The 26,888-nt window shown below is 44.0% G+C and carries 23 protein-coding genes; 21 read left to right on the forward strand and 2 right to left on the reverse strand.

What is annotated here, in order from left to right; translation table 11 throughout:
* Positions 1-210 precede the first annotated feature (210 nt).
* The 3 genes from FEM33_RS10985 (at position 211) to FEM33_RS10995 (ending at position 3,723) form a co-directional block, all read left to right on the forward strand.
* A complete protein-coding gene (locus FEM33_RS10985) occupies positions 211-828 on the forward strand; it encodes a DUF4136 domain-containing protein (protein WP_139012077.1) in 618 nt (205 codons plus the stop codon).
* A 1-nt stretch (position 829) separates the two neighbouring features.
* The gene (locus tag FEM33_RS10990; protein WP_139012078.1) at positions 830-1,489 is read left to right on the forward strand and encodes a hypothetical protein; all 660 of its coding nucleotides are present in this window, start codon (positions 830-832) and stop codon (positions 1,487-1,489) included.
* 86 nt (positions 1,490-1,575) lie between these two features.
* Positions 1,576-3,723: a hypothetical protein gene (locus FEM33_RS10995; RefSeq protein WP_229214195.1), complete on the forward strand. Its 2,148-nt coding sequence runs from the start codon at positions 1,576-1,578 to the stop codon at positions 3,721-3,723.
* 5 nt (positions 3,724-3,728) lie between these two features.
* Here FEM33_RS10995 and pheA read toward each other — a convergent pair whose 3' ends face one another.
* Entirely contained in the window at positions 3,729-4,802 is a 1,074-nt protein-coding gene (pheA, locus tag FEM33_RS11000) for a prephenate dehydratase (RefSeq protein ID WP_139012080.1), read from the reverse strand.
* A 105-nt stretch (positions 4,803-4,907) separates the two neighbouring features.
* Positions 4,908-6,785 (reverse strand): DNA topoisomerase IV subunit B, encoded by a 1,878-nt coding sequence (locus FEM33_RS11005; RefSeq protein ID WP_139012081.1) that lies wholly within the window; start codon positions 6,783-6,785, stop codon positions 4,908-4,910.
* Between the two features lie 288 nt (positions 6,786-7,073).
* On the opposite strand from FEM33_RS11005, the gene FEM33_RS11010 reads away from it, so the two are divergent.
* From FEM33_RS11010 to nagA, 18 genes are all read left to right on the forward strand, one after another.
* Entirely contained in the window at positions 7,074-9,578 is a 2,505-nt protein-coding gene (locus FEM33_RS11010) for an SLBB domain-containing protein (RefSeq protein WP_139012082.1), read from the forward strand.
* 1 nt (position 9,579) lies between these two features.
* Positions 9,580-10,656, forward strand: a complete 1,077-nt coding sequence (locus tag FEM33_RS11015; RefSeq protein WP_139012083.1) for a GumC domain-containing protein — start codon at positions 9,580-9,582, stop codon at positions 10,654-10,656.
* Entirely contained in the window at positions 10,656-11,489 is an 834-nt protein-coding gene (locus FEM33_RS11020) for an ABC transporter permease (protein WP_139012084.1), read from the forward strand. The genes FEM33_RS11015 and FEM33_RS11020 overlap by 1 nt, the downstream gene beginning before the upstream one ends.
* Before the next feature lie 14 nt (positions 11,490-11,503).
* Positions 11,504-12,763, forward strand: coding sequence for an ABC transporter ATP-binding protein (locus FEM33_RS11025; protein ID WP_139012085.1), 1,260 nt, complete (start codon positions 11,504-11,506; stop codon positions 12,761-12,763).
* Positions 12,756-13,832, forward strand: a complete 1,077-nt coding sequence (locus tag FEM33_RS11030) for a DegT/DnrJ/EryC1/StrS family aminotransferase (protein ID WP_139012086.1) — start codon at positions 12,756-12,758, stop codon at positions 13,830-13,832. Before FEM33_RS11025 ends, FEM33_RS11030 begins: the two co-directional genes overlap by 8 nt.
* 9 nt (positions 13,833-13,841) lie before the next feature.
* Entirely contained in the window at positions 13,842-15,890 is a 2,049-nt protein-coding gene (locus FEM33_RS11035; protein ID WP_139012087.1) for an ArnT family glycosyltransferase, read from the forward strand.
* Positions 15,891-15,898: 8 nt separating this feature from the next.
* A complete protein-coding gene (locus FEM33_RS11040; protein WP_139012088.1) occupies positions 15,899-16,597 on the forward strand; it encodes a WbqC family protein in 699 nt (232 codons plus the stop codon).
* Between the two features lie 2 nt (positions 16,598-16,599).
* On the forward strand, positions 16,600-17,259 hold the full coding sequence (locus tag FEM33_RS11045) for an acetyltransferase (RefSeq protein ID WP_139012089.1): 660 nt from the start codon (positions 16,600-16,602) through the stop codon (positions 17,257-17,259).
* Positions 17,260-17,326: 67 nt separating this feature from the next.
* The gene (locus tag FEM33_RS11050) at positions 17,327-18,550 is read left to right on the forward strand and encodes a glycosyltransferase family 4 protein (RefSeq protein WP_139012090.1); all 1,224 of its coding nucleotides are present in this window, start codon (positions 17,327-17,329) and stop codon (positions 18,548-18,550) included.
* On the forward strand, positions 18,547-19,530 hold the full coding sequence (locus FEM33_RS11055; RefSeq protein WP_139012091.1) for a glycosyltransferase family protein: 984 nt from the start codon (positions 18,547-18,549) through the stop codon (positions 19,528-19,530). The genes FEM33_RS11050 and FEM33_RS11055 overlap by 4 nt, the downstream gene beginning before the upstream one ends.
* Positions 19,530-20,294: a DUF5672 family protein gene (locus FEM33_RS11060; protein ID WP_139012092.1), complete on the forward strand. Its 765-nt coding sequence runs from the start codon at positions 19,530-19,532 to the stop codon at positions 20,292-20,294. The genes FEM33_RS11055 and FEM33_RS11060 overlap by 1 nt, the downstream gene beginning before the upstream one ends.
* 6 nt (positions 20,295-20,300) lie before the next feature.
* Positions 20,301-21,254 (forward strand): hypothetical protein, encoded by a 954-nt coding sequence (locus FEM33_RS11065; protein WP_139012093.1) that lies wholly within the window; start codon positions 20,301-20,303, stop codon positions 21,252-21,254.
* 25 nt (positions 21,255-21,279) lie between these two features.
* Positions 21,280-22,167: a glycosyltransferase family 2 protein gene (locus FEM33_RS11070; RefSeq protein ID WP_139012094.1), complete on the forward strand. Its 888-nt coding sequence runs from the start codon at positions 21,280-21,282 to the stop codon at positions 22,165-22,167.
* The gene (locus FEM33_RS11075) at positions 22,164-23,492 is read left to right on the forward strand and encodes a hypothetical protein (RefSeq protein ID WP_139012095.1); all 1,329 of its coding nucleotides are present in this window, start codon (positions 22,164-22,166) and stop codon (positions 23,490-23,492) included. The genes FEM33_RS11070 and FEM33_RS11075 overlap by 4 nt, the downstream gene beginning before the upstream one ends.
* Positions 23,493-23,557: 65 nt before the next feature.
* On the forward strand, positions 23,558-24,607 hold the full coding sequence (locus tag FEM33_RS11080; protein ID WP_139012096.1) for an acyltransferase family protein: 1,050 nt from the start codon (positions 23,558-23,560) through the stop codon (positions 24,605-24,607).
* Positions 24,608-24,716: 109 nt separating this feature from the next.
* On the forward strand, positions 24,717-25,013 hold the full coding sequence (gene trxA / locus FEM33_RS11085; RefSeq protein WP_138281110.1) for a thioredoxin: 297 nt from the start codon (positions 24,717-24,719) through the stop codon (positions 25,011-25,013).
* A gap of 13 nt (positions 25,014-25,026) precedes the next feature.
* A complete protein-coding gene (locus tag FEM33_RS11090; protein WP_139012097.1) occupies positions 25,027-25,590 on the forward strand; it encodes a pentapeptide repeat-containing protein in 564 nt (187 codons plus the stop codon).
* A gap of 60 nt (positions 25,591-25,650) precedes the next feature.
* A complete protein-coding gene (gene nagA, locus FEM33_RS11095) occupies positions 25,651-26,805 on the forward strand; it encodes an N-acetylglucosamine-6-phosphate deacetylase (RefSeq protein ID WP_229214196.1) in 1,155 nt (384 codons plus the stop codon).
* Positions 26,806-26,888: the final 83 nt, after the last annotated feature.

Below are 26,888 nucleotides of genomic sequence, written 5' to 3' on the forward strand. Positions count from 1 at the left end.
AGGCAGTCACAGCACAGGCTTCCGAATCCTGCAATTCGGAATATAACCGCAGCAAATGTTTTCAGGATTGCTCCAACCAATTTAAAGGAATCGTAGTCAGGTTAATACCGTGAATATCTAAAACTAAAAAATTGAGCTGAGAAATGACTCATCATAAAATGTTCAATTTCAAATTTCGTTAATTTATCATATTTAAATACAAGAATAAACATGTTAAAGAAAGCTTCATTCATCTTGCTCATAGCCGGACTGGGTTTCATTTCCTGCTCCAAAGATCCTGTCAGCGATCTTTCCACGGAAGAATCGCTTGTGTACGTAACCAATTCCAGCAAATCTGTAAACTTCAAACAGTATAAAACGTTCAGTATTGTGGATTCTGTTCTTGTAGTTGAAAATGACCGCTCCGGAACTGCCCTTACAGAAATTGACAGAAGTCTGTTGCAGCGCATCATTACCAATATGGAAGGTCTGGGATATAAATACGTAAGCCCGAAAAGCAATCCGGATGTCGGTATCAATGCCGCGTGGATTACCAATACTTATCTGAATGTCGCTTCACTGCCATTGTCCTCTTATTACGGCGGTTACTGGGGCGGCGGCTTTGGCGGTTATGGCTATGGCTATCCAAGTTATTACCAGTATTATGAAACCAGCGAAAGCTACTGGCTCATTTCCATGCTGGACTTTAAAAATCCAAACACGGCGGATTCGACGGTAAATGTCATCTGGGATGCACAGATCCGCGGCTCGGGCATCGGTAGCCCGCAGCATATTGACAGAATGGTCGATTCGGTTTTTGGCCAATCAAGTTATTTAAAAATCAATTGAAATGAACAAAACAGCATTCATAGCACTTTTTTTCGCAGCCATATTTCCTGCATTGGCGCAGGATGCGCCCAAGATCTACACGCTTCCTTCTCCTTTCGACCGCTACACGCATTATCTTGCCACGGCGCGTTTTACGGGAGCAGTTCCGCTGGGATCTTTTTCGGATTCATATATCAGCAAGTCTTCTTTTCAGAATTTTTCGGCTTCGCTTGAATGGGTTTTAAGAAGTTCCCCTTTTTCTGTCGGAGGTGAAGTGGGTTCCACTTATTTTAAAGAACGGCTTCCGCGCGCATTATATGTAAACGGGAACGAAACGATTTCGGCCGTTCAGACGCGGACCGTTTCGCAATACCCGATCGAAGTGTTCGGCAATTACCATTTTCTGGGAAAAGCATCCGGCATTCAGCCGTATGTACAGATAAGCGGCGGGGTGAGTATTCTGGATTATATGGTTTATTACGGCAGTTTGTCTACGCAGGATCAGAAAATTGCGCCCAAATACGGAATCGGTGTCGGTTCCAAATTCCTGTTTAAAAAAGACGGCTCATTCGGCGTGGATGTACGCGTAAAATACAACGGCACCTCCTACAAGCATGAATATATAGAAAACGGGATTTCATCGCTCGACGGATCGGTAGGTGTTTTTTACCGCTGGTGGTAAGTTCAAGTACGGGTGGAAAGTTAAACTTCCGCCCTTATTTTTGTTCTTCAATTACTTTATTACCGGTGCCTGTTAAAAACAAAGTATTGTCAAAAACATCTTTTATCTGGATTTCTGCCCTTCTGGCAATCCTTTCTGCTTCCGGCTTTTGGGTATGGAAACGCTTCGGTCCTTCCAAAAGCAATGTTTACATTGAACAAATAAAGCCTTTGCCTGTTGCCCGCACGCTTGATTCTGCGGCTGCATCCTGCGATCTTACTGTGCGCCGCTATAAACAGATTGGCCGGGAAATGCAGTTTGAACTGGCCGCCAACGCAGGCGGACTTGCTCCGTACGAAGTGGAAATAACCCAGAATGGCAAAAAACAGCATTTCAAGGAAATACCGCACCGTTTCGGAATATGGCTTACTGTTCCGCAGCTTGATCTTGAACAAGGCCCTGCACAAATCAAGGTAAGCAGTCTGGGACAATCCGGCTGTGAAACCACCGCTTCTTTTGATTACGATGCGTCTCGCAGAAATGAAGTGCTGCCGGCAGAAAAATGGATACGGCAAGGCAGCAAGGACAACTGGCTCGACGTACGCCCGGTTACGGTCAATAATAAGGTTTTTCTGAAGGATTTTGCAGCGTATGACGATGGACGTACCAAAGTAATCATGATCGACGGAATCGAGGTAAAAGGCCTGGAAAACGGGTTTGAAGTACAGCCGGGCTACTTGTACTCCGTAACAGCACGATGGATCGATGCACCTTACAATGACTGGTGGAATGAAATGCGCAACCGTTCGTTACGCCAGCAGAATATATGGATTGCCGCAGCTGCCGGTACAAAGGAATGGTCAAATCTGGACAGAATTGAAATCCCGCAATGGTTTGCTCCTTCCGCTACGATCAATGTAGATTTTGATACGCGCTTTCCTGAATTTCAGCCTGTTAGAGGGAAGCTGGTGATGCAGTACAGACTGAATGCAAATGTGCCGCCGTCCAATTATTACAACCGCGGAGTAAATTATCTGAACGGATGGGAAAAAGATTTGCCTTACAGCCGGATGCACTGGACGGCCACACCCAATTATTTTGCCGACAAGGATGACAAATGGTTTGCAACTCTATCAAAGTCCGAAGTTGAATCACGCGCACAGATTCCGGATTTTGGCGTTTATGCCTATGATTTTGAATTCTGGAACCAGCATTATTCTGAGGAAGTAAAGCAACGGCTGATCTGGTTTTCTGAAACAATACGCAAAAATCATCCGCAGATGTATCTAATGGATTACTGGGGCGGCGGCGCTTACACCAATCCGCATATCAATACAACCGGCGGCGCAAACCCGAAAGACTTCATAAAGGATTATGAACAGCCGAAAGCCAACAATCCGAATTTCGATCCGCTGCCGAACGGCGAAAGTTTTCAGCACATTTTCAATACGACGCCCGTTGATGTTTATCCCAAGCCCATGTTCATGAAGGACGAACAGGGCAATACGCCAAACAATTTTGTCCTGCTATCCGCCATTCATTCGCAAAGGATCAACAAACTGATTCCTTATCAGAAAAATAACAGGTTTATCTTTTATGCATGGAACCGGTACATGCCGCTTTACAAAGATCCGATTGTTCCGTGGAACTACAATCTGACGGCCCCCAAAGGTGAACTGGTCATGAATCAGCTTGAAATGATGCCCGCAAGTCAGGCGCTGAGCCTTTCCCTGTTTTCACTGGTTTTATTCGACGGTTATTATTTATGGCACGACAGCGGACCTTACGGAAATGATCCCAATGCATACACGGTTTCCAAAGATGCTCCCGGTTGGGGTCATGAATGGTATCCTGCAGACGGGAAAACACCGGAAAGTGAAATTGGCAGCAAATCGGGTAAACAAGGTGCACCGCCATACTGGGATTATCCAACGGAGTTTTACGTTCTGGGAAACTGGATGGCCAAGCAGGTTGAAGACGTCATTGCCGGCGGCATAAACAAAGACCTTGCATTTCAGCTGAACGGAAAATGGACAGCTCCACGAAAAGAACAGGCACTTTTGGCCATTGAAAAAAAAGAGCCGTTCATAACGTCAGTCATAAACGGCAAAAAGATTGTTGTTTTAGGTATCGATTCTTTTCAGGCGCCCAATGCAAAAAAGAAAGTTAAAGTACGCCTGCCAGATGGAATCGAAACGGATATTGAACTATACGGCAACTGGCCTTCCCTGTACAAAGGCACTTTGAAAAATTAAACTGTTCAGGAAACACGGACATAACTTCCGAGCCATTTCAGGTGCGTTCCGTATTTGTGCATGATTTCCTTTACCGGCTCATCTTCCACATGCCCGAGAAATTCCACCAGAAACCAAGTCCTGAAAGCTGCTTCTCCTCTCAGTGGCCGGCTGTCGATTTTGGTAAGGTTTATGCCGCGGTCGTTGAAGTCTTTCAGGAATTCATAAAGAACACCAGGTCGGTTTGTGTTCGGAAGATTGGCAATAATGGTTGTTTTATCATCATCGCTTTTCACATTCACAAAATCCTTGGCCAGAATCAGAAAACGCGTTCTGTTCTGATTGCTGTCTTCTATGTTGTCAAAAAGGATCGGAACGCCGAACAGACTGGCGGAAATGGATGAACAGATTGCTGCCGAATCTACTTCCTGAGAAGCCAGCTTGGCCGCTTTCGCCGTGGACTCGACCGGAATCAGTTCTATGCCCATGCCATCCAGATATTCGCTGATGAATTTCCCGCACTGGCGGAAAGCAATGTCTTTGGAATAAATACGGCGAATGTTTCTTAAAGTATCCGACTGCGAAGCAAAGGTAAAATGCACTTCCAGCAAAACTTCGGCTACAATGGAAAGGTCTTTGTCCCGGAGAAAGTCAACGGTTTCAATAACGATTCCTTCCTGATTATTTTCAATAGGAACTACGCCGAATTTCGCACGGCCTGTTTCCACACTTTCAAATACCGAATGGATGGTTGGCAAAACCAGATACTCACTCATTCCTCCAAACCGGCTTTCGGCAGCCTGATGTGAAAAGCTGCCTTCCGGACCGAGGTAAGCAATGCGCTCCGGCAGTTCAAGATTGCGGGAAACTGCAAAGATTTCGAAAAAAATGGCATCAATTGCTTTGCGCGTCAAAAGACCGTTGTTCCGTTTTTCCAGCCTGTCCAGAATCTGTTTTTCTCTTTCCGGACGATAAATAATGGACTGGGACGAACGTTTCAGGTCGCCGACTTTCTGAACGAGCTCCATACGCTCGTTCAGAATATTCAGCAGCTGATCATCAAGTGTATCGATTCTGTTTCTTAATTCCTGTAAATCCACAAAGAACTTTTTTATTGTGTAAGGTTAACTGCCGGAACAGGAAAGGAATTGCAAACCTGCCTGTTCCGGATATTTTTAATTTGCCAAATATAAGCAAAGTGCCCGCTAACCTGCCAATGCAAGTTCCTCTACATTCTTTTCAATTTTCAGATTATCAATAATAAAGCGCTGTCTTTCAGGCGTATTTTTACCCATAAAGTAGCTTAACAATTTCTGTATGGAAGTTTCCTTCTGCAGAATCACCGGTTCCACATGCATGTCTTCGCCGATGAACTTGCCGAATTCTTCGGGCGAAATTTCTCCGAGACCTTTAAAACGGGTTATTTCCGGCTTGCTGCCCAGCTTGTCCACAGCAGCCTGTTTTTCCTCTTCGCTGTAACAGTAAATGGTTTCCTTTTTATTGCGGACTCTGAAAAGCGGCGTTTCCAGTACAAACAAGTGACCGTTACGAACAAGGTCCGGAAAAAACTGAAGGAAAAACGTCATCAGCAGCAAACGGATATGCATTCCGTCCACATCCGCATCCGTAGCAATTATAATCCGGTTAAAACGAAGGTTCTCAACGCCGTTCTCAATGTCCAGTGCATGCTGAAGAAGATTGAATTCTTCATTTTCATATACGATTTTTTTAGTGAGACCGAAGCAGTTCAACGGCTTTCCGCGCAAGCTGAAAACGGCCTGTGTTTGTATGTTTCTGGACTTGGTTATGGACCCGCTCGCCGAATCTCCTTCCGTGATGAACAGCGTACTTTCATAACGAAGGTCGTTTTTCAGATCGGTCAGATGCAAACGGCAGTCTCTCAGCTTCTTGTTATGAAGATTTGCTTTTTTGGCACGGTCATTCGCCAGTTTCTTGATTCCGGCAAGTTCTTTTCTTTCCCGCTCCGACTGCTCAATTCTTTTCTTCAGTGCATCCCGCGATTCCGGGTTCATATGCAGGTAATTGTCCAGCCTTTCCTTTACGAAATCATTTACGAAAGTCCGGATCGTTGTACTGTTCGGGTCCGGTGTAATGGTATTGGAGCCCAGCTTGGTTTTAGTCTGCGATTCAAAAACAGGTTCCTGAACACGGATGGCAACGGCAGCAATAATGGACGAGCGTATATCTTCCGGCGCATAATCCTTGTTGAAATGTTCTCTTACAGCCCGTACAACTGCTTCACGAAATGCAGCAAGGTGTGTTCCGCCCTGCGTTGTATATTGTCCGTTAACAAACGAATAATATTCCTCGCCATACTGATTTCCATGTGTCATGGCAAATTCAATGTCGTCCCCTTTCAGATGGATAATCGGGTAACGCAGTGAATCGGGGTCCGACTTGGACTTGCTCTGAAGCAAGTCGAGCAAACCGTTCTGGGAGTAATATTTCTGTCCGTTGAAGTTAATCGTCAGGCCGGCATTCAGATAGCAGTAGTTCCAGATCATATTATCCAGATACTGCGGAATATATCTGAAGTTTTTGAAAATAGTGCCATCCGGTTCAAACGCAATGTGCGTACCGTTACGCTGATTTGTGGTCAGTTCTTTTGATTCATGCAGAAGCGTTCCCTGCTGGAATTCGGCATTTTTGGTTTTTCCTTCCCGAAACGACTGCACCTTGAAATGATAGGAAAGCGCATTAACCGCCTTCGTTCCGACGCCATTCAGCCCGACCGATTTCTGAAATGCCCCTGAATCGTATTTTCCGCCCGTATTGATTTTTGAAACACAGTCCACGACCTTTCCCAGCGGAATGCCCCGGCCATAATCCCTTACTTCCACCCTGTGCTCGGAAATCTTGATTTCGATGGTTTTTCCATTTCCCATCATATGCTCGTCAATGGAATTGTCAACTATTTCTTTTACAAGCACATATATACCGTCGTCAATGGCGGAGCCATCGCCCAGCTTACCGATGTACATGCCCGGTCTTAATCTTATATGTTCTTTCCAATCCAGCGATTTGATGCTGTCTTCATTGTACTGAACGTTGGTACTTTCCATAAATAGGTGTCCCTTTGAGGGAGATAACTGTTTTTAAATATTGTATTTTAATAATTCAGGGCATTTGTCGTTACCCTGTTATAACTTTACATTCGCCGTTCAGTTCACTTGCTGCACCGGTAGGAAGTTCAATTAACAGAATTTCTTTAAAAATAGGAAAAATCTAATTTACTTTGCCAAGATATACACATTCAAATATTAGCATGCTCATAATATACATTTAAAAATACTGGTCATTTATGTAGTTTTAATTAATTATCAGCATTTTAATAGTACAAAAATATTCATATGAACAGATTCGGATTGATCAGTAGTTTTAAAAGCATTTTTCCATATTTTTTCAGTTTAATATTCTGCATACCTGCCCTTTCTCAGGTACTACCAACGGCACCATCTTCTACTGCCCCGCTTACGACATCTCCTATACAGGGAAATACGACAACCGGCAATCCGAGAAGCAATGCAGCAGGCAGTGCCCAGGGTAATCAGCAATCCGGCTCAGTACAGCAGCAGGCTGGAAACCAGAACGCTGCGAACCAGCAAAATGCCGAGAGCCAGACTAATGACAAAGGTAAAAATGCTGCGGATCAGGCTTCGGACTTACAAAAACAGAGCAAAATCAACTCGGAAACTTCTACAGTATTAACACCGGAAGAGCAGGAAAAGCTCGCTTTACGGCAAAAAATATTCGGTTATTCCATCTTTGCAAATAAAAAACTCGACCCTATTCCGAATCTGGAAATAGCAACTCCGACCAATTACATCGTCGGTCCGGGAGATGAATTAAAAATTTATCTCTACAACTATGCAGAAAGTACTCATAATGTAACCGTTACCAAAGACGGATTTATTTCCCTGCCCCGCGTAGGAAATGTTTATGTATCCGGTAGAAGTATTGAGGAAGTCCGTAAAATACTGATCGACAAGTTTGCAAAATTTACGCCGGGACTGATGGGAACAGGCGGTGAAACGGCCAGAACCAAACTCACCGTATCATTGGGCGAAGTCAGGTCTGTAAAGGTGTTTGTAACAGGCGAAGTTATCAATCCGGGAACATATGAACTGCCTTCGCTTGCCTCCGCTTTTAACGCATTATATCAGGCCGGCGGACCGAATGAAATTGGATCTTTCCGTGATGTGCGCGTTGTAAGAAACGGAAAAGTGGTGTCGCGTATGGACATCTACGATTATCTTGTCAATGGTAAAATCGATGGCGATATCCGGGTTCAGGACAATGACAATATCATTGTCGGCTATTATCTGAAACGTGCTGAGATAACCGGAATGATTAAACGTCCGGGTATTTATGAAGTCAAGCCTGAGGAAAAACTGGCGGACGTAATCCGTTATTCCGGCGGGTTCAATGACAAGGCATACCGGGCAAGGCTCAAAATCCAGCGGATTACCTCAAAAGAAAGAAAAATGCTGGACGTTTCGGAAGAAAACTATAACACTTTCGACCTGGTATCCGGCGATTCGATCCATGTAGAAACCGTTCTGGACCGTTTTGAAAATATAATCACCATTCAGGGTGCCGTCATGCGTCCCGGTGATTACTCACTGGACAACAGTCCGTCACTGAAAAAGCTGATCGATAACGCACAGGGATTGCGGGAAGATGCATTCGTAGGCCGGATAAGTGTCCTGAGGACCCGCGAAGACCTGACCATTCAGAATATTTCGCTGAACTACTCTGATATTATCAACAATGTTATTCCGGATCTTGTACTGACGCGCCTGGACCAGGTTATTGTTCCTTCCAAATTCGATATGGCCGAAAGTGCTTACGTGAGTGTGGAGGGAGAAGTCAATAATACAAAGATCAGTGTTAATGACGGAAAATTTCCCTATACGATTGATATGACGCTGGAAGATCTGCTTGTTCAGGCGGGCGGCCTTAAAGAATCCGCCTATAATTCCGAAATAGAAGTAATCAGGCGTAAAAGGAACAGTGTTGCAGGCGCAGCCAATGCGCAGATTTCGGAAGTATTCAAGTTCAATGTAAACCGCGATCTTTCGATGAACAGCAAAGAGTCCAATTTTGTGCTGCTGCCTTTTGATCAGGTTACTGTACGCAAATCGCCCAACTACGTGGAACAGCAAACGGTATTTCTGGAAGGTGAAGTGCTGGTTCCCGGGCCTTACACAATCATTAATAAAAATGATAAAATAAGCGATATCATCAGAAGAGCCGGCGGGCCTACCGAGCTTTCCTACCCGGAAGGAGCCACCCTGCTGCGGAGAACCGTTGTCCGTGATCTGGAAAAACCGACGGATTTTGATCAGATAGAACAATCGGAAACAAGCATCAAGAAAGGCGCCATCATCGGCGACGTACCGAATGTCAAAGAAGAATCCATTGGTATTAAACTGAAAAATATCCTGAAAAATCCCGGCTCTTTCGAAGACCTGATCGTTCAGGAAGGCGACATCATCCGTATACCGAAAAGACTGGAAACGGTTCAGGTTACGGGTTCTGTTCTGTATCCGACCACGGTCAAATACGGGAAAGGAATGTCATTTACGGATTACATTTCACAATCCGGCGGTTTTACTGTACAGTCGCTTAAAAAGAGTTCCTATGTAAAATACCCCAACGGGAATGTGGACCGCACGAGAAGGTTTCTTTTCTTTAACGTATATCCGAAAGTAGAACCGGGATCAGAAATTTACGTTCCTTTGAGGACCGCGCCAATACTAAACACACAACAAACAATTTCAACTGCTACCGGCTTATTAACCTCAGTCATGAGTTTGATCTTTGCGGTTCTAGCTTTCCGAACCATCCGATAAAATGTCCGCAACACTAACAACACAGCCAGTTCCTGAAGACGAGTTAACGCCTAAGGATGTCATAGAAAAGGTACTTGTAGTTAAAACTGCAATCCTGCGCAATTGGAAAATGCTGCTGCTTTTGCCGATTGTCGGTTTTGGTATCGGTTATGCCATGGATACCTATATGAAAACGCCTAACAAGTATGAAGCCAATGTTGTATTCAACCTGGGAAGCGGAAGTCAGGCTGCGGGGCTGGGCGATGTGGCCGGTTTGCTGGGGCTGGGCTCTGCACCGGATGCCAATATTTTTACAGGCGAAAACTTCTTCTATTTTGTGAAATCCCGTCCGGTACTGGAAAGAAATCTGATGAAAGAAGTGGACGTTCACGGAAAAAAAATGATACTGGCCAATTTTTACATTGATTCGAGCGGGATCAAAACTTCGGACTGGGAAGAAATGCCGTACCGTCAGAATTTTCATTTTACAACCAACGATATTAAAAAACTGGATATGAATTCCAGGGTTGTACTGAATGAAATCGTTAAAAAAACAGCCGGCGCAACGGAAATCGCATCGCTTGACCGCAAGTCTTCTTTCATTTCACTTTCCTGTACGATGGAGAATGAAACGCTTGCAGGATTATGGGTAACAACGCTTCTGAAAACCGTGGAAGAAATGTACACTGCCAACCAGACTCAGAAAACCAGTAAAACACTGCGCCTGCTTACAAACCGTGCCGATTCACTTGCATCCGTACTGGGAATTGCAGAACATAAACTGGCCAGACAACTGGATTACAGTCAGCAACTTATGTTTCCGGAGGCAAAAGTAACAGCCAGCAGTATGGAAAGAAAATCAACTTTTCTTCAGCAGCTGTATTATGAAGCCATGGCGAATGCAGAGAAAATGCGTGTTTCGCTGATTCGTGAAGCGCCTCTTTTTACCGAAATAGAAGGCATTAAGGTTCCGCTCGACATGAAGTCGGAAGATAAAAGAAGAGCGAAGATCGGGGCTCTGGCCGGTCTGATGATCGCGCTGATTTTCACCTATTTCAGAACAGTCTTCACCACTGTTCCCAAAGAAGCAAAAGCATAATGGCAGGACAACACACAATTACGATCAAGGCAGGCGGATCTGAAAAGGATTACTGGAAAGATTTATGGCTGAACAGGCAATTGCTCTGGATTTTGTCGAAAAGAGATATTTCGGTACGTTACAAGCAAACGCTCCTGGGTGTTGCATGGAGTGTCCTGCGGCCTCTGGCAACCATGATTGTAATGGTTTTTGTATTCAGTTACCTTGCAAAAATCAAAAGCGATCCCGGTGTTCCGTATCCGTTGATGGTTCTGAGCGGGCTCACGATCTGGACATTTTTTTCAAATACTTTTACCCAGATCAGCAACAGCATCCTGATTAATTCCAATCTGGTTTCAAAAGTTTACTTCCCGAGATTGTTAATGCCGCTCAGCTCAATTGCCGTCGGCTTTGTCGATTTCCTGATTACTTTCGGCATTTTTCTGTTGCTTACTTTCTTTTTCCGGCATCCGATCAGCTGGCAGATCGTATTTCTTCCTTGCTTCATTTTACTTACATTTATTACTTCATTGGGCTTTGGCCTCTTTTTTGCAGTGCTGAATGTACGCTTCCGGGATATCGGACAACTGATTCCGTTCCTGGTGCAAGTCGGAATGTATGCTTGCCCGGTCGCTTACAGCAGTACGCTGGCGCAAGGCACATGGTTTGAAAAATATTACAACCTGAATCCGCTTGTCGGCATTATTGATGGTTTCCGCTGGTGCCTTTTAGGCGACCAAGCTTATTTTAATCCGCAAAGTCTTTACTCAACAGCTGTATTAAGCCTTATTATATTGATATTATCTTTGATTTATTTCCGTAGAAAAGAGAACACTTTCGTAGATCATATCTGAAATTACACTTAAGCATGCCTGTAATTGTAGCTGAAAACATCAGCAAAAAATATATCATTGATCACCAACGTAAAACCGGTTCTCCAAGCCTGCGTGATATTGTTACGGATACAATGAACAAATGGTTTTCCGGGAAACGTAACGATGCGGGATTTGCTGAAAAGGAAGAATTCTGGGCATTACGCGATGTCAATTTCAGTATTGACCAGGGTGATCGCATCGGGATCGTGGGACATAACGGTGCCGGAAAGTCTACTTTACTGAAAATACTCAGCCGTATTACAGAACCTACGACCGGCCAGATTAAAATAAACGGCAGGATTGCAAGTTTGCTGGAAGTCGGAACCGGATTCCATCCCGAGCTTACCGGACGTGAAAATATTTTTTTGAACGGCGCCATACTCGGCATGTCCAAAAGTGAGATCAGACAATCTTTCGACGCGATTGTTGACTTTGCCGGTGTGGAAAAGTTTCTGGACACGCCTGTTAAAAGATACTCGTCCGGCATGTACGTCAGGCTCGGATTTGCCATTGCTGCACACCTGAACCCTGAAATCCTGATTGTGGATGAAGTTCTTGCAGTCGGAGATACGGAATTCCAGAAAAAATGTCTCGGTAAAATGCGCGATGTTTCGGAAAGTGGCCGGACGCTGCTGTTTGTAAGCCATAATCTTACTGCTATTCAGGCACTTTGCAACAAATCTTTTTACTTCGAAAAAGGTCGGCTGATTGATCAGGGCGAAACCACGCATATCATTACCAATTACCTGAGCAAGGTTTCGCATAAAATGCTGGAAAAGCATTGGGACAATATTGAAAATGCGCCCGGAAATGATCAGGTCAGGATCAAGAGTTTCAGGCTTATCCCTGACTATCAGGATGATCTTCGCCATATTGACGTAAGAACGCCGGTCAGCTTCGAGTTTGAATTCTGGAACCTGATAGAAGATGCCAATCTGAACCTGAGCATGCATTTATACACTTTTACAGGCGAATGCATATTCAATGTAGGAACTCAGTCCGAGTCTTTTGCCAAAGGGCTTGTCAGCGGAAAATGCGAACTGCCGGGCAACTTTCTGAATGACGGTTCTTACGTGGTTTCCATGATGATTGTAAAAGATACAAGCACCGTTCTTTACAACATGGAAGAGGCGCTTGTTTTTGATATTGAGGATTATCGTGAAAATGTTACCTGGTATGGCAAATGGCCCGGATATATTCGCCCTCAACTTAATTTTTCCATTCGCCAAATTGAACATGCAGTGAATGATTAACGTCACGAAGACTTTTTTACCAGATCAGGAAAAATATCTGCAGTATGTCCGGGAAATATGGGAACGCGGGTATCTTACGAATAACGGCCCGCTTTTGCAGGAACTAGAGACTCGGCTAAAAAATTACCTGCAGGTTGATCATCTTTATTTCTGCGGAAACGGCACAATCGTGCTGCAGATCGCAATCAAAGCACTTGAGATAACCGGAGAAGTAATCACCACGCCGTTTTCCTACTGCGCAACATCAAACGCCATTCTCTGGGAAAAGTGTACGCCGGTGTTTGTGGACGTTGATGCTGCCAGTTTCAACATCAATGCCGATCTGATCGAGGATTCCATTACGCCTGCAACTACGGCCATTCTGGCTACGCATGTTTACGGTAACCCGTGTGATGTTGAAAAGATCGAAGCCATAGCCAAAAAGCATAACCTGAAAGTGATTTACGACGCGGCACATGCATTTGGCGTCAAGTATAAAGGCCGTTCCCTGCTTTCATTCGGAGATATCAGTACATGCAGTTTTCATGCAACCAAGGTTTTTCACACAATTGAAGGCGGCGCGCTCATTTCCAATCATCCCGAGCTTGACAGGAAACTTTCCCTGCTGCGTGCATTCGGGCATCAGGGCGATGAACATTACCTGTACGCCGGCATAAACGGTAAAAATTCTGAATTTCATGCTGCCATGGGCTTGGTAAATCTGCCGCATGTTCCGGAAATCATCCGTGCCAGAAAAGAAGTTTTTGCGGCTTATGACCGTTTGCTGAACTGGGACCTGCTTTACAAGCCGGTCCTGAGCAAAGACATTGAATATAATTATGCGTACTATCCTGTTGTATTTTCTTCAGAACAGGTGATGTTCCGCGTTATGGAAGCTTTACGGGTGGAAGAAATTATTCCGCGCCGATACTTTTATCCGTCTTTAAACACACTTTCGTTCATGCCGAGACAAATTGCATGTCCGGTTTCAGAAGATATTTCAGCAAGAGTGTTAAGTTTGCCATTGTATGTCGGGCTTCCGTATTCGGATATTGAGCGGATCGCCGGCATAATTAACGGTCACTTATAACCATAGTTTATGGTCTTGCTTTATTGGCTAACATTTTTACTGTTTATATACGGCATTGGTTTTGTCGCAAAAAGAATTGCACAACAGTCTCTGACAGAATGGATTATTGTATGTTTTATTCTGTTTGCAGGAAGCATTATTCCCGCAGGGTTTGTATTATCAGCCTTTAACCTTACCGCCAATATTTATGCATGGATCGCAGGTACTTTCCTTGCGCTTGCGCTGCATTATGTAATCTGGAACTTTTTGATCCCGCAAAAACCGGATTATAAAATCCGTGGCATTCTGTCCAACAGGGCTGCTGCATTTCGGGTATGGGTCAGAGAATTGTCTCCGTACCTGAAAACTATTTTCATTATCATGTTCGGGACGCTGGCCATTATTGCAGTCACGAACCTGATCCTGGTGCTTTTTACGCCGCCAAATGAATGGGACAGCATGACCGGACATCTTAACCGGGCAGTACGGTACATCCAGCGCGGTACGATGGAACATTTCGGCGGTACCAACTGGAACATGGATACGTATCCGAAAAGTGTTACAACCATTCAGATTTACACGTATCTGATCAGCGGGAAATTTGAAAATGCGTTCAAACTGATTCATCATCTTTCCTATTACATCACGCTGATTTCGGTATTCGGAATCGCGCAGCGCATCGGAAGGAATCTTTCGGCGAGTTTTTTCTGCGCCCTGGCTTATGCCATGTTCCTTGATTTCCTGATGCAGGCAGTCACTACGGAAACCGACATTGTTTTAACTGCATACCTGAGCTGTCTGCTTTATTTTCTGTTTACCTATTTTACAAACAGAGACAATAAATACCTGTATCTGGCTGGAATGACCTTCGGGATCGTGTTCGGACATAAAATCACGTTTGCACTGCTGTTGCCTTCGGTTTTTGTCATTATGCTTTATACAGTGTTTCTGGCGCCGGACTTCCGCATTTTTCTGAACCGATTCGTGAAACTGGCAGCTGCTATTTTCATCGCTGTTCTGGTTTATACGCTGCCGACAGGTTATATCAAAAATGTCATGGTTTTCGGGCATCCGATCGGGCCGCCAACTGCATTGAAGCATCAGTCTATTGAACGCGCGGGGCCATTGTCCAATCTTTTTGAACAGGGAAGCAGGAATGTGGTTCGCTATGCATATGATTTTTTCAATCTTGACGGCCTCCGGAATGCACAGTGGGGCTATGATCTGAATACAATCGTTCGCAAGCCGATTGTCGTTCTGGAAGACAAGATGCATATGCGGCTGGACGAAGAAACCGATTTTTCCATTGTACCGTTCAGCTTTCAGCGGCGTTTTGACTTTTACAATGCCAATCCGTACTGGGGAATTTTCGGTTTTGCACTGACCATCCCGTTACTGATTCTGGTGCTGATCCGTGTTTTCCGTTCACGCGTGCACTGGTTTCTGGCACTGGCATTCTGCCTGCATTTTGCGGCTATTTCGTATTCTGCGCCGTACGATCCGTTTAAAGGACGCTATTTTATTGAAACCGGACTCTTTGGTGTTCTCTTTCTTCTGCTTTTGTTTTCTCATCACCGGCTGTCCATTATAAAGCCGAGAAGGAACGTCTGGAAAGGCTATGTTTTTCTGATTGTATTGCTGGCCTGCATTTCGGCAGTAATGTCTGTTTATCTGAATATCCGCTGTCTGCCGATCGGCGCATATGGCTACAAATCAGCTTTAAAAACAGAACGCATCGAATTCCAGACCTTTGCCCGTCCGGACGTTACGAAAGCATACCAGCATTTTGATTCCATTGTTCCGCAGGATGCAACGGTGGCACTTGCAACCATTAACGACGACTTTGAATATCCGCTTTACGGATCCAAACTGACGCGTAAACTGATTTCAATCAATCCGTTTGAACAAGGATTGAAGCCTGTTCCCAAAGAAGCGGATTATCTGTTTTACGCAAAAAGTGTAATTAATGACACCAGTCGTATAAAATCTTTACCGGAGGATATACGTTTAGGAACAGACACAACATTTACAAACCTCATCGTTAAAGGAGAAGATTATTATTTAAGAAAGCTCAAATAACCGTATCAATGACCATTGCCATCATGCAGCCCTACATATTTCCTTATATAGGGTATTTCCAGCTCATTCATGCGGTTGACAAGTTTATTTTATACGATGACGTCAACTTTATCAATAAAGGCTGGATCAACCGGAACAATATTCTTGTTTCCGGACAGCCGCACCTTTTTACAATTCCGCTGAAAGACGCAAGCCAGAATAAACTGATCCATGAAGTTGAATTGTCAAACAGCGAACCGTGGCAGAAAAAGTTGCTGAAAACAATCCGGCAATCGTATCAGAAAGCACCGTATTTTGAAAAGGTTTTTATTCTGATTGAAGAAATTGTAAATTTAAAAGTTCAAACAATCTATGAGCTTGCCACAAGTGCCATTCAGCAGACCTGCGCATTTCTGGAAATTCAGACCGTCATTGAACCTTCCTCAACGATCTATAAAAATACCCATCTGAAAGGGCAGAACAGAATACTTGATATCTGTAAACAGGAAAACGCTGATCATTACATCAATCCGATCGGAGGAATGGCGCTTTATGACAGGCATATATTTGAAACGGAAGGTATAAAACTTGATTTTATCAACAGTAAATCAAGCCCGTATCCGCAGTTTAAAAATGCTTTTGTACCCTGGTTATCCATTATTGATCTGATGATGTTTAACAGCCCTGAAGATATTATGAAACATTTAAAGGCTTACGAACTGATTTAAGAATGGCCAAGATTATTGTTTTCGGAGTACTGGATACCGCAGAACTGGCACACTATTATCTGACAAATGATTCGGAACATGAGGTTGCTGCCTTCACCGTGAATCGCCAGTATATTCAGGCAGAGCAGTTTAAAGGATTGCCCGTTGTTGCTTTTGAAGACGTTGAAAATCTTTTTCCGCCGGGAGAATATGCTTTTTTTGCCCCGATGACGGGCCGGAACATGAACCGCAACCGCGAAAATATTTACAATGAGGCCAAAGCAAAAGGTTATGCATTTATTTCCTACATCAGCTCACGCGCCACAGTATTTGATAAAAATGTAATCGGTGAAAACTGTTTTATACTGGAAGACAACACAATCCAGCCCTTTACGACTGTCGGGAACAACGTTGTCATGTGGAGCGGCAATCACATCGGCCATCACGGGCAAATCAAAGACCATGTTTTTTTTACTTCACACGTTGTCCTTTCCGGACATTGTGTCGTGGAACCGTATTCTTTTTTCGGCGTGAACAGTACAATCCGTGATTACACTTCCATAGCACAGGGCACATTGGTTGGAATGGCGTCTGCAATTACCAAAGAGACCGAAGAATGGAGTATTTACGTCGGAAATCCGGCTAAAAAAGTGCCGGGTAAAAAGAGTTTTGAAGCTTACTGATTTACTTTCCGCAAAAGAGATTTGTAATCGGGTGATCCAGGGTTTGAGATAGCAATTTATTTGGTTAATGGAGCAGAAGAAAATACTATTTGTAAGTCATGATGCAAACAGGGCAGGAAGTCAGCTGTTGCTTTTGCAGTTGCTGAGGCTTTTGAAAGAAAGGAAAGTTCCCATGCATCTTCTGCTTTGCAACGGCGGCGAGCTGGAACGTGAATTCGAAGAAGTAACAAGTATCACAAAGCTTTACCAGAACTTTAAAGTAGCTCCGGCGCCGCTTACCGGCAGACTGCTTAAAACGGTTAATCTGTACAGAAGATATCAGGAACGTTCCGTGCAGAAGATTAACGACCGGATCATTGCGGAAATCGAACTTCAGAACATCGGGCTTGTATTTATAAATTCCATTGCCAATGCGGGCGTTTTTCATGATTTCCTGAAATTTCTTAACCATTTGCCGCTCGTGTTGTTTGTACACGAACTGGGCATGTCAGTGAAAATTTACACGCACGAAAAACATCTTCATTTTCTGCTTAAAAAGACGGACGACCTCATTGCAGTTTCCAAAGCAGTTGCCAGTTATTACATCAAAAGGTTCGATTTTCCTGAAAGCCATGTAAGTACCTTTACGCTTTTTGATCATGAACATATTGATCAGAAACTTAAATCGGTCCAGCGCGATTTACTGGAAAGAACATACCATATTCCAAAGGATGCCATCGTAATCGGTGGCTGCGGCAATGCAGAATGGCGTAAAGGAAACGACATTTTCAACTGGATTGCCAAAAGCGTGATTCACAAAACCAATCCGCTGCCCGTTTACTTTGTGTGGGTCGGCGCCGGGCCTCAGCATGAAATTTATGAACTTATAGAAAGCGATATCCGTCAGATGGGTTTAAGCGACCGGATCATTCTGGTCCCTCCTACCCCGCATGCGCTGGATTACATCAACCGCTTTGATGTACTGCTGCTCAGCTCGCGCGAAGACCCGTACCCGTTGGTTGTTCTGGAAGCTGCTTTACAGGAAATCCCGGTTGTATGCTTTGACAATGCCGGCGGTGCACCGGAACTGATTGAATCGGATGCGGGATTTGTAATTCCGTTTATGGATCTTTCAGCAGCATCGGACGCCATTATCCAGCTTATACTTGATCCTTCTTTAAGGGAAACACTGGGCCGTAACGGTCGGAAAAAGGTTTTGGAAAGGCACAATACGGATAAAAGTCTAGCCCGCATTGAAGCCATCATTCAAAAGTATTTACCCTTACAGGTTTCGGAAAATCATAATCAATGACCATTGCCTTTACAATCTGTTCAATCAATTATCTGGCTCAGGCGCGGACTTTAGGAGATTCCCTGAAATCGACTAATCCGGAAATAAAATTCATTATCGGGCTTGTTGATTCGGTTAAAAATGTGGTTTTTGATGAAAGCTACACGCCTGAATTCCCGATGATTGAAATTGATAAAATTGACATAAAGGATTTTCAGGAAATGGCCGGCAGGTATAATATTACCGAACTGAACACGGCCGTCAAGCCTTTCTATTTTACTTACTTTTTCAAACAGTATTCGGAAGCTGAAAACGTCATCTATTTTGATCCGGATATCATTGTATTTCAGCCTTTAAGCGGGTTACTGAATTCCCTTGCGGAGCATAAGGCCGTTCTGACGCCGCACATCAACTCACCGATCGAAGACCGCCTAGTCCCGAACGAACTGCATCATTTGAATACCGGAATTTACAACCTGGGATTTGCTGCTTTCCGGCGTTCGGAAGAAACGACGGAGTTTGTTCACTGGTGGGAGGAAAAACTACGCTATGAATGCCTGATCGATCTTTGCAACGGTCTTTTTGTCGATCAGAACTGGATGAATTTTCTGCCGGTTTTTATGCCGGAAACCCATATCGAAAGAAACCCGGGCTACAATGCCGCTTACTGGAACCTGCACGAGCGCACTTTTTCTGTGAAGAACGATACGATATTTGTCAATGAAACCAATCCGCTGATTTTCTTTCATTACAGCGGCTACGATCCTGAAAAACCGGATGTGTTGTCGAAATATCAAAACCGTTTTGAGCTGAAACAACGCCCGGATCTCACAATTTTGTTTGACCTTTACAGAAACAAACTTCTGGAGAACGGAAATGCATATTATCGCAAATTTCCGTGTTCTTATATCAGGCCGGTGCAAATCCGGCGTTATCAGAGGATAAGAAAATGGCTGAAAATGCCATTGCAATATTTAATTGACCAGCTGGCAACAACCTGATGAAAGAACTTGTATCTGTAATAATCCCTATACTGAACCCCGAAATCAATCCTACGGAAGAAAAACTTCTGCATCATTGCCTGGAAACGCTCACCAGTTATCCGCTGATCTTTATTACTTATGAAGGTGCGGATTTGTCCATTATTAAAGAGCATAACGAAAATATAGACGTCGTTCATTTTCCCCGGAAATATTTCAGTTCCCGGCAGCACCTTGCCAGTCTGTTGCTCATGGAAGACTTTTATGATCGTTTCAACTGGTCGGAATTCCTGCTCGTGCATGAGCTGAACAGCTGGATCGTGAGAGATGAACTGTATTACTGGTGCAAGCAAGGTTATGATTATCTGAAAGCCGGCCCTGTTTACAATGATGTGATTTCAGCTAAAAACAATTCCATTTCCAGGTTTCTGGGCATGAATGAAGCGGAGAAAATCTCGTTTGCAAACGGCTATGAAAATAACGGACTGTACCTTTGCCGGATTGAACGGATGACAAAAGCGCTGAAAGGGAAAAACAGGGAAGCGCACCAGTACCGGAATTCGGAAAATTTGCCCAATGCGGATTCCGTTTTCTGGGATATTGAAGCCAACCGTTTCTGGCCGTATTTGCGCAAGCCTACGGAAATTGTCCGTAATCATTTTGCGCAGAACGCCGTAACGCTGGAAAATCCTGAAACCAAAAACCTGCCGTTTGCACTGACCGGAATTTCGAGATCAAATATTCAGCAATTGCCCTATTTCAAATCATTGCCGGAAGCGGATTAATTACGCATGAAGATCCTATTTACCGTTTGCAACCGAACAAATCTTACCCATGCACTCGTATTGGCCGACTCCGCGTTGCTTCATCAGCCGGACTGTGCTTTTTACTTATGCTGGGTTGATTCCGTACCTTTGACCAATCTTCCGGCACATATAAAATTACTTGCAGCAGATCAGGCCAACTTTCCGGCATGGAACTCCATGCACGAACATTACTTTGATTATGAACTGCTTGCAGCTTGCCGGCCATGGTTTGCACTGGAACTGCTCCGGCTGCATGAAAACTGCACCCGGCTTACATTTTTGTCGCCGTCTGTTTTCCTGAACGCGCCTTTTGATGAAGTTATGAGTTCAGGCGCTGCTTTTTTCCTGACTGTAAATATTCATAAACCTTTGCCGCACTCTCCGTTTCTGGACGATAAAAGAATCCTGAACGCAGGCATGTTCCATTCAGGAAGCTGGACGCTGAAACCTTCGGAAACGACACTCCGCGTACTAAAATGGTGGGCCGAACGCACTGCCGACCGCGCACAGTTTGATCTTTGCAGCGGCATGAACACAGACCAGTTATGGCTTAATTATGTGCCCGTCTGGATTCAGGAGACCACGCTGGTTTCGCATTCGGGCTGGCATTACGGGCTAAACTCGGTTTTAAACAAAAATCTGGAAATAGAAAACGGCCAGTATCTTGTTGATCAAAAACCGCTTGTTTCACTTGACTTTGCCGGCCTCGACTTCTTTGATCCGATCTGGTCGGATCATATCGGGCTGCTTTCGCACAACAAAACTTTCAAAAAACTTTTTGCTGAATACCGGAAAAAGGTTGAAGAGAAGGAAAAAATGCATGGCGTAAAAGGATTTCCGGGGTACGGAAAAGCATCTGAAATCAAAGAAAACAGGCTTTTCAGAAATAAATTTGCAAAAAGGTTGAAGGCCGTTTCCACATATATTGACCAGTTTTAACAATCAACAGCGGAATCCGTACAGCATGAATTTCCTTGAAAAAAACACGCACGAATTGCGGAACTCCATTTCCGGATTAAAAATTGACGTGGCAAAAAGTGCATTAAGTAAGTCTGAATTTCCCAAACTCACCGTCATTACGCCGTCGTACAATCAGGCAGATTTTCTGGAACGCACGATCCTCAGCGTTCTGAACCAGAATTATCCCAATCTGGAATACATTATTATTGACGGCGGTTCTACGGACAAAAGTGTTGATATAATCAGAAAATACGAAAAATACCTTTCCTGGTGGGTTTCGGAAAAAGACCGTGGCCAGGTTCATGCCATCAATAAGGCACTTGAAAAAGCAACCGGAGATTACATCAGTTTCCAGAATTCGGACGATGTTTATTTCCCGGATACATTCAGGATTTTCGGAGAAGCGGTGCGCAAAAGTGCCGATGATATTCTGTACGGAGATCTGTACATGATCACAACGGACGACGAGGTTACAGAAATTCTCAAAACAACATCTTATAACCTGAACTGCCAGATTCTGGAAGGCATGCAGATTCATAATCAGTCTCTGTTTTTCAAACGTTCCCTTGTGGAAAAGTACGGGGTTTTCGATGAAAGCTTCCGCTTTGCCTTTGATTACGAATTCATAACCCGCTATACGGCAAAAGGAACGACAACGGTCCGTAAAGTGGAAGGGCTTGCCGGTGCCTTAAGGGTTCATGCGGATGCAAAATCTTCCACCATTGCGTCCGTTGGAAAAGAAGAACACCTTCGTGTGCAGAAAATGTACCTTACGGAAAATGCTTCCGCTCCTCTCAACAAAATAAGGTATCTTAGTTGCCGGATTCGTAAAGTTGCCTATTTCGCTTTGCGGTTTGATTTCCAATATATCCGTTTCAGGTATTCAAGATGAACTGGAGTTTACTAAGCATCACTAGTAATTTTACCAACCTCAGATATTCGCTAGGCATCGCCATGATGTTCAACGGCTTCCCGCTGATTTTCTTTTTCCGGGATACGTTGGGCATCGGTCCGGCAAGCAGTGTATTTACGGCAATCTTTTTTACGCTTGCGCTGCTGCTGATGACGCCGGTGCATCTTTTTAAAAGATTGTACAAACCCAATACGATTCTGCTGAACCTCGGGCTCGGATTTTTGCTGCTTACCTTTTATTACTTCCTCTTTATCAATTCAGTTGGAAAATCTGTTGCTGACATTGGCAATTACGTTTTCATTTTCGGCTTTATGGTTTTACTGCTGCATGTTCCGAACGATGTCAAGGACACGCTCATTGCGGTTTTGTTTGTTCTTTCCTTTTTTGCCAACATTACCCTTGTTTACTCCCTGCTGACGGACCCGAACTGGACGCCGGGCATGCGTGCAGCCGTAAGTTTTGCGAATGACGGCGCACAACCGGGCGGAAATCCGCATATAACAGCCCGTAACGGCGTCATATGCATACTGACAGCCATGATTATGCTTGTCAGAACAAAAGGTATTTTCACCAAGTTGTTCCTGTTTTTCTCCGTTCTGTTCAGTCTGGCTGTTGTTATTCTTTCGCTTGCGAAATCAAGTTATCTTGGTTTGGGACTGATGATCGGCGCTTACCTGCTGTTTCAGTTCCGGGTTTCCAGTATTTTCTCAGCCGTCGGGAATGCGTTCAAATTCCGGAATATGCTGATTATCATCCTTATTTTTGTCGGCATCAATTATTTCCTCAACCGTTACGGCGATATTCTGAACCTTTTGCTTGGCTATTGGGACGTTTTTGAAAGCCGTATTATGGACGTTATTTTTACGTCAACGGGTTTGAAACTTTCCGATACAGCCGATGTCGATTATTCTGCGATGGGCCGTGTCAGCGGTTTTGGCGAATTCATTGAAACACTTTTTTCATGGAATGTTTTTCTTGGAAGAGGATATAAATCCGATTATCTGGATGTCCCGATCCTGGAATCCTGGGTAAATCACGGCTTTTTCGGGTTCGTCTTCTTTGCAGGGTTCAACTTTTTCCTGTTTATCTATGCCATTCGCGAGATTAAAAGAAATACAAACCAGCTTACAACTTTCCTTGCCTATTTCTTCTTGTCGCTGATGGTTCTGCTCATCACCGGCGGAAGGCCGTACGACATTGCATTCTGGTTTCCCTATGCCGTTATGATCCGTTTTCTGGGAATCAGATATCCGCAAAGCATGAAGCCGGCCGCCGTAAACAGGATTGCTGCGTCTGTATCTTAAACTTAATATTCTCATACATCAGGAACTGCATCCGGAAAAGCCGGAAAATGATTCCGGCAACACACATGAAAGACCGAGTAGAACAACTTGACGGATTAAGAGGCATTTTTTCCATTCTTGTCATTGCTCATCATCACAATGCATTCAAAAGCTCCGTTTTTTACAACAACTTCTTTGTAATCCATTCCAGCCTTTTTGTCGATTTCTTCTTTGTCCTGAGCGGATTTGTTATAGCCATGAATTACATCGGCCGTATCCGTACTGCCGGGGATTTTGTAACATTCATAAAAAAACGGTTCATACGACTGTATCCGCTTCTGTTTTACACCGAAATCGTTTTCATCCTTGCAAACCTGGCCGGAGAAGAAAGTTCAATGAAAAATGCCGGAAACCTCGGTATGGAATACTACTTATCGACTGCGCTGGATACGCTTACGTTCATGGGCTCTACGCCGGTGTTTGGCAGCTGGATGAGCATTAATTATCCGGCATGGTCTATTTCTGCGGAAATGGTTTCCTACTTCGTCTTCGGAATTGTCATTCTGCTTCTGCCGCGATTCAAATACCTGTTTTTTGGCGTAATTACAGCTGTTTCTGCCTTGTTCATCATTTCAAAAGGCGAATATCTGCTGGCTTACGACTATGGTTTTGTACGCGGACTGCTGTGTTTCTGCATCGGCATTTACACGCATCTTTTGCTAAGTAAAAGAAGGTTTCATCTGGCTGCATTTGAAATTCCTTTTCTGATTTTTATGGTTGCTGCCATGTATTTTACGCATCACTGGAACCTGAATTTGTGGAAACTGGCTTTTCCGTTTATTTTTTCAATCGGGATTATCATTTTTGCAAGCTCCGGCGGCATGGTTTCAAAACTGCTTTCCAGCAGGCCGTTCCAGTATCTGGGCAAAATTTCCTACTCCATTTATCTCAATCATGCCATTGTGCTCATTTTCGTCAATGTAGTCCTTTTCCGCATCCTGAAATCGCCGGCAACGGAGCCTATGATCGGAATTTCGTTGCTTGTCTCCATTCTATTGACCATTCTATATTCTCATTTTACTTACGAATTCATTGAGAAAAGAGCCGGCAGATTTCTTAAATCAAAGCTGGAATGATGTTTTCTGTCCCTTTTAAAACCAGCTTGCATGCCGCTTCTTATCAGGTTTTTTTAAACCTTTCGCAGGCAGGATTGGTTAATTATACAGGACTAAAAAACTTAAAATCATGGCCACATTTTCAGAACTTATCAACAGCAACAAGCCCGTTCTCGTGGATTTTTCAGCCGAATGGTGCGGACCTTGTAAAATGATGAAACCCATCCTGGAACAAGTGAAATCCGAGCTTGGAGATTCCGCTACAATCATCAAAGTGGACGTGGACAAAAACCAGTCAGCGGCCAACGCGTACAAAATCCAGGGCGTTCCGACATTGATCGTATTCAAACACGGCAAACCGATGTGGCGGCAGTCGGGTGTTGTACAGGCGGATCAGCTTAAATCGGTTATTAAAAAGTATATTTAATCAAACATAGAAAATGGCAGTTAGCAGCAATCTGGAATTTATAAACAACATTGATTTTAGCCGGGAACCGCTTCCGGACACCAGTTTTGAACAATATAAATTCACAAATTGTACCTTTTCGGATCTGGCTGGAATTGATTTTATTGACTGTATTTTTCAGGATTGCAACATCAGTAATGCAAGTGTAAAAAACTGCAAGATTTCCGATATTGCTTTTATCAACTGCAAGCTGACGGGCGTTAATTTTTCCGAAAGCAAGGACTTTGCATTTACGGCCAAATTTGAGAACTGCATTCTGGATTATGCCATTTTTGAACAGAAAAAGCTGAACAAAAGTGTTTTTAACAATTGCCGGATTCAAGGTGCAGACTTTACGCAGGCAGATATGTCGAAATGCAAACTGAACAATTGCGACTTTATGGATACCGTCTTTTATAATACCAATCTTGCGGGCGCTGACTTTTCGAACAGTAAAAATTTCACGATTGATCCGGCCAGTAATAATGTCAAAAAGGCCAGATTTCTGGCTTCCGACCTGGCCGGCTTGCTTACCAAATTTGATATAATTATTAAATAGTATTTTGAACGGCTGCATTTTTTCCGTTAATTGAACAGACCGTATTTTACAATTAGCCTCATGATGTCTGCTCAAATATTTGCCGAAAAAGTTTATACCGGAAACAGCGTTCTTGAAAATCAGCTTATTCAGGTTCTGGATGGTAAAATATCCGCCATGGAGTCTGCCGTTTCCGATCCTGAAATCACAAAAGTTGCCAATCTGTCCGCCGGTTTTTTTGACAGCCATATCAACGGCGGTGAAAAATATTATTTCACCCAAAAAGCGGACGAAGAAGCCATTGACGATATTTATAACGCCAGCGTAAATACCGGAACCGCATACGTCCTTCCTACGCTGATCACTTCTCCGCCTGAAAATATACTGAAAGGCATTGAAGCCGTTAAAAATTATCTTTCTGCAAATCCGGGCTCCGGCGTTTTGGGCATGCATCTCGAAGGGCCTTTTCTGAACCCTGTAAAAAGAGGCGCACATGTTAAAGAATTTGTCCGTACTCCGACGAATGCCGAGCTGGAAGAAATTATCCGTTACGGAAAAGATGTGATCAAACTGATGACGATTGCGCCTGAAATGTTCACGGATGAGCAGATCCAGATGCTTGTGGAATCCGGAATTACCATTTCTGCCGGCCACTCCAATGCGACATATGAAGAAGCAACGAAGGCATTTTCGCAGGGAATCAATCTGGTTACGCACTTGTACAACGCCATGTCCGCATTCGGCCATCGTCAGCCCGGCCTTGTAGGAGCAACTTTTGATTCGGAACAGGTGTACGCGCCGATTATCATTGATGGCGTGCATTGCGATTTCGGAGCTGCAAGTGTTGCCTATAAAATCAAAAAGGATAAGCTTTTCCTGATTTCGGATGCCTTGTTTCTGGGCGAAAAAGTCACAGAATTCAAATGGGGCGAATTTGATGCTTACCTGAAAAACGGAAGATATACAAATTCGGACGGCAATCTGGCAGGTGCAACCATTTCACTGGGCGATGCCGTTCGGAATGCGGTTCAGGTTTTGGGAATTCCCTTGCAGGAAGCGGTTGAAATGGCAACCACACGGCCGGCAGCTGCGCTTGGAATGGCGAACCAGATCGGAAGTGTTGCAGTGGGTTATCCGGCTGTTTTTACAACTTTTGACGATGATTTGAATGTTTTTGAAGTACTGAAACTTTTGAAGTACTCCCTACTTTTCAGACCATCAGTTGATCATTGGTAATTAAATTTAAGCAGCATTCAGGTAAAGATTTACTGGTTTTTTGCGGCCAATACCTTGATGCTTTCTGCAATTATATTGTTTGA

Source organism: Dyadobacter flavalbus, assembly GCF_006149045.1.
GTDB lineage: Bacteria > Bacteroidota > Bacteroidia > Cytophagales > Spirosomataceae > Dyadobacter > Dyadobacter flavalbus.